The 5,115-nt window shown below is 61.2% G+C and carries 2 protein-coding genes and 3 pseudogenes; all 5 read left to right on the top strand.

The window, feature by feature from the left end; translation table 11 throughout:
• Positions 1 to 487: 487 nt before the first annotated feature.
• Positions 488 to 880, top strand: a pseudogene (locus tag AC07FD_RS09825) (IS6 family transposase); the annotation flags it as partial.
• Between the two features lie 100 nt (positions 881 to 980).
• Positions 981 to 1,786, top strand: a pseudogene (locus tag AC07FD_RS09820) (IS630 family transposase); the annotation flags it as partial.
• Between the two features lie 213 nt (positions 1,787 to 1,999).
• A complete protein-coding gene (locus AC07FD_RS09815; RefSeq protein ID WP_478349668.1) occupies positions 2,000 to 2,764 on the top strand; it encodes a recombinase family protein in 765 nt (254 codons plus the stop codon).
• A gap of 123 nt (positions 2,765 to 2,887) precedes the next feature.
• Positions 2,888 to 4,414: an IS21 family transposase gene (istA, locus tag AC07FD_RS09810; RefSeq protein WP_478349667.1), complete on the top strand. Its 1,527-nt coding sequence runs from the start codon at positions 2,888 to 2,890 to the stop codon at positions 4,412 to 4,414.
• Positions 4,411 to 5,079: pseudogene (gene istB, locus AC07FD_RS09805) on the top strand (IS21-like element helper ATPase IstB); the annotation flags it as partial. The gene istA and the pseudogene istB, both read left to right, overlap by 4 nt.
• Between the last annotated feature and the right edge of the window lie 36 nt (positions 5,080 to 5,115).

Here is a 5,115-nt window from a genome sequence, read left to right as displayed (position 1 = left end):
CGTTCCGGGTTTTTGAGAGCGAGAACCGATGAGGCGGGCGCGTATCCATCCGCCTAACTCGACGCAATCCATGTTGGCCGGTGTGTAGGAGCCAATCTCTCTAGCGCAGCCAGGCAGCGCCTGCATGATGCCGGACGAGGGCATCATCGAACCCGCGACGGGATCGCCGAGCCGAAGAAAGGCGTCTATGGGGATGCCGTGGGCGTCAGCACGAACGGCGCCAACCGAATGATCCGCGCCGCCCTAAGCTACCAAATCAGGTCTCCCGCCGGGCGAAGTGGGATGGCTTCGCAAGAGGGTGAAACAATGCATTCGCAAGAGGTAAAACAATGCACAAGAAGACCGTCGACACTCTTATCATCAACGGTGATATTTTTACCGGTGACAGAAGTCAGCCTCACTATCGACCAGGGGCCATAGCGATTTCTGATGGTGTAGTGGTTGGGATGGTAGCGTCGCCTTAACATTTTAGGCGGACTTTACGGGCATGAGCCCGCACCCGCCCACCGATATTATGACGCTCCGATACAAGCGTCATCGTTTTCCTGCCGAGATCATAGCGTATGCGGTGTGGCTCTACTTCCGATTTCCACTGAGCCTGCGTCATGTGGAAGATCTTCTGGCCGAGCGCGGCATCGAAGTCTCGTTCCAGACTGTCGCGGAATGGGCTGCCAAGTTCGGCCGCGGATATGCCCGCTCCATCCGGCGGCGGTCCAGGGGTAGTTTTGCCGACAAGTGGCATCTCGACGAAACAGTCGTTGCTATCAAGGGCAAGAAATTCTGGCTGTGGCGGGCCGTCGATGCCGATGGCTATGTTCTCGATGCCTTGATCCAGAGCCGCCGGAACAAGAAGGCGGCCTTGAAGCTGATGCGTCGCCTTAACATTTTAGAGCGGTTTTCCCTTAATCGGAGTCGTTTGTTTGCAGTGAACGGCTTGTTCTGATTCCCTGATCGAAGTGATTTGCGGAAGGAGCAGCGGCATGGCACGAGCTTACAGCCTGGATTTGCGGACGCGTGTTATCGAGGCGATAGAGGCAGGCCTGTCGACCCGAGAAGCGGCACGGCGGTTTGCCATCGGGATATCGACGTCTGGTGCATGGTATCGGGCCTGGCGTTCGAGCGGCAATCTGGAACCTGGGCGGCAGGGCAAGCCGAAGGTATCGAAGCTGGACGCGCACGAGACTTTCATTCTCGCCTTGGTCGAGACCGATGAGCGGGACATCACGCTTGCCGAGATCGTCGATCGCCTTGCGGCAGAGCGCGGGGTCAAAGCCAGCCTGACGACGGTCCATGCGTTCTTCGCAAAGCGTGGCATCACGTACAAAAAAAGACAGCGCACGCGGCCGAACAGCAGCGACCGGATGTTTTGGCAGCGCGGGAAGAGTGGTTCGAAGGCCAACTCGATCTCGATCCGAGCCGCCTGATCTTCATCGACGAAAGTGGCCTCAATACCAAGATGGCCCGGCTACGAGGCCGCTCTGCGCGTGGACAGCGTTGCCGGGCGGCTGTTCCTCATGGGCACTGGAAATCCACGACCTTCACGGCCGGCCTGCGCCTCGACGGGATCGTCGCGCCCTGGCTCCTGGACGGCGCCATGGATGGCGAAGCATTCCTGGTCTACTTGCGCCGCGTCCTCGTGCCGACGCTTCAACCCGACGATGTCGTCGTGATGGACAACCTGCCTGCTCATAAAGTGGTCGGTGTCCGCGAAATCATCGAGGCTGCGGGGGCTTCCCTTCGCTATCTTCCGCCCTACTCCCCGGACTTTAACCCCATTGAAAGCGCATAGTAAGGAAACCTCTGGAGGTGAGGTTCCGCTGATACCACGCATTGGCCACAAAGCGCTGATTCTGTTGACCCAATGGATGGCGAATCGTGATGAGCCAGAAGCGAATATACATCCGCTGGACGGATTTGCCGGCAGATCGCCGTCGTCGCCTCGTAGCGCTGATCAGCAACCTGATACAACGGAATGTGTCGACGGATCGGGAGATCGGTCATGAATGCAGAACCGAGCCTGCTCACCTTCACGTTGCCGGAAAAGATCCACAGCCGTCACAATGATCGCCAGGCCATCGTGTACGTTCGGCAGTCGACGGTTCGACAGGTCGAACACAACCGCGAGTCAACGCGGCTTCAATACGCCTTGGCGGACCGGGCATTCCGGCTGGGGTGGCGTCGTGACCAGATAACGGTGATCGATGACGATCTGGGCCGCTCGGGCGCGTCGGCGCTTGATCGGCCCGGCTTCCAGCGTCTCGTCGCGGAGGTTGGGCTCGGTCATGTCGGAATGGTCATTGGCATCGAAGTCTCCCGCCTCGCACGATCATGCCGTGACTGGCATCAACTTCTGGAAATGTGCGCGTTGTTTGATACGCTGATTGGCGATGCCGACGGCATCTACGATCCGAGCACCTACAATGACCGGCTGTTGCTCGGCCTGAAGGGCACGATGAGTGAAGCTGAGCTCCATATTCTGAAAGCTCGGATGTACGAAGGGCGCAAGGCCAAGGCGTGTCGTGGCGAACTCATCCTTGGTCTGCCGCGCGGTTATGTGCTGAAGCCCTCAGGAGAAGTGGCACTGGACCCGGACGAGGAGGTTCAAAGGGTCATACGCCTGGTCTTCGCTTTGTTTGAAAGGTGTCGCTCGATCAGTGGCGTCCTGCGATACCTCGTGGACCATGACATCGCACTTCCCGATCTGCGGCGCGGCAATCAACGTGAGAGCGCAGCGTCAATCAGGATGAGAATGCCGGCGGCTTGAGACGCAGGGAGGGCGGAGCCCGACCGGAGTTTCAAGTCGCCGGCGGCGCTCGTTTGGGGGCGTCGTCTGGTGATCGCGGCCGACCGGTATGCCTGTGGTTTTTCCAATTGGAGGAATCACTTTGTGCCCGGCCGCCACGTAACCGATCACCAGATGAGGCTTTTCATGAAGTTCCGTAAGACCCATACGACGGCCGTCGCGGCGGCGAAGGCGTCGATCAGCACAGCCACGGCCTATCGCATTGAGAAGGATACGAGGCTGCCTTCGCAAAAGAATACGCCGCGGGATCGTCGGCGGCCCGATCCGCTTGCCGATATTTTCGACACCGAGATCGTGCCTCTGCTGCGGGCCGCATCTGGCATCCGGTCGGTCGCCATCTTCGAGGAGATGTTGCGGCGCCACCCCGAACTGGGCGCCGGCATCCGCCGCACGATCGAGCGCCGCGTCCGATCCTGGCGCGCTGTTCATGGCGAGGAGCAGGAAGTCATTTTCCGGCAGGTGCACGAACCCGGCCGGGTCGGCCTGTCGGACTTTACGGACATGGGCGGCGCTGGCGTCACGATCGCCGGCGAGTTGCTCGACCATCGCCTTTACCATTTCCGGCTCGCCTATTCAGGCTTCGAGCATACCCATGTCGTGCTCGGCGGCGAGAGCTTCGTGGCGCTCGCCGAAGGCCTGCAGAATGCGCTCTGGTCGCTCGGCGGGGTTCCTCGTGAACATCGCTCGGACAGTCTGTCGGCTGCGTTCCGCAATTTGGACAGGGACGCCCGCGCGGACGTGACGCGCCGCTACGAGGAACTCATTGCCCATTACGGCATGACTGCTACCCGCAACAATGCCGGCATCGCACATGAGAACGGCTCCATCGAGGGTCCACACGGCCATCTCAAACGGGCACTCGACGACGCGCTGCTGATGAGGGGATCGACCGATTTCGACGATCTCGCCGCCTACCGCCGCTTCGTCGACGAGATCGTCAGCCGCTGCAATGCGCGTAATTCCAAGCGCATCGACATCGAGCGCGCCGAACTCCAGGATCTGCCCGTCCGGCGCACATGCGACTATGAGGAGGTCTCCGTGCGCGTCACGTCATCGGGCGGCTTCACGCTGCGCAAGGTGTTCTACACCGTGCCCTCGCGACTGATCGGCCATCGCCTCCGGGTGCGCCTCTTCGACGATCGACTGGACATCTTCATCGGTGGCACGCCCTTGATGACGCTACCCCGCGGTCGCGCCTCTCCATCCGGCAAGCACGGTCAGGTAGTCGACTACCGCCATGTCATCCATTCGCTGCGCCGCAAGCCGATGGCGCTTTTGAATCTCGTCTATCGCGATCGGCTCTTTCCACGCGAGGCATACCGACGAACCTTCGACATGCTCATCGATCGTCTGCCCGAGCGGCAGGCCTGCCGCACCATGGTCGAACTCCTTGCCATGGCTCACGAACGCTGCTGCGAGCGCGAACTGGCCGATCAGTTGGCCCTCTCGCTCAAGGCACGGCGGTTGCCCGACATGACCACCTTGCGGGAACGCTTCGCCCCAGATCCCTCCCGGCTACCGAACGTCGTCGTGCGCCTTGGGCCGCTGAACGCATATGAGACCCTGATCGGCACCAGCCCCGAACTCAAGATGGCCGGAGACGCGGCATGAAGACCAACACCGCCATCGATGCCGCGAGGCTTAGCCTGCTCCTCAACGAATTGCGCCTGCCCGCCATCAAGCTCATGTGGCCGCAGTTCGCCGAACAGGCCGACAAGGAAGGCTGGCCCGCCGGCCGCTTCCTTGCCGCGATCACCGAACACGAGCTGGCCGAACGCGATCGACGCCGCATCGAGCGCCATCTCGCCGAAGCTCACCTGTTGCCGGGAAAGACCCTCGATACGTTCGAGTTCGAGGCCGTGCCGATGATCTCCAAGGCGCAGGTGATGGCGATTACCGCCGGCGACAGCTGGCTCGAGAAGGGAGCGAACCTGCTGCTGTTCGGTCCGCCTGGCGGCGGAAAGAGCCATCTCGCCTCCGCCGTCGGGCTCGCCCTCATCGAGAACGGATGGCGGGTCATGTTCAGCCGCACCACCGACCTCGTCCAGAAGCTGCAGGTCGCACGCCGCGAACTCGGCCTTGAAGCCGCCATCAACCGGCTCGACCGCTTCCATCTGTTGGTCCTTGACGACCTCGCCTACGTCACCAAGGACCAGGCCGAGACCAGCGTGCTGTTCGAGCTCATCAGCGCCCGCTACGAGCGACGCTCCATGCTCATCACCGCCAACCAGCCCTTCGGTGAATGGGACAGGGTCTTTCCAGAACCGAAGTTGTCATGATGCCTCCTTCCTTGATCGCCTGTTGCGTGCGAT

This window comes from Mesorhizobium waitakense (genome assembly GCF_056431085.1).
This window is presented reverse-complemented; position numbering and strand designations above follow the sequence as displayed.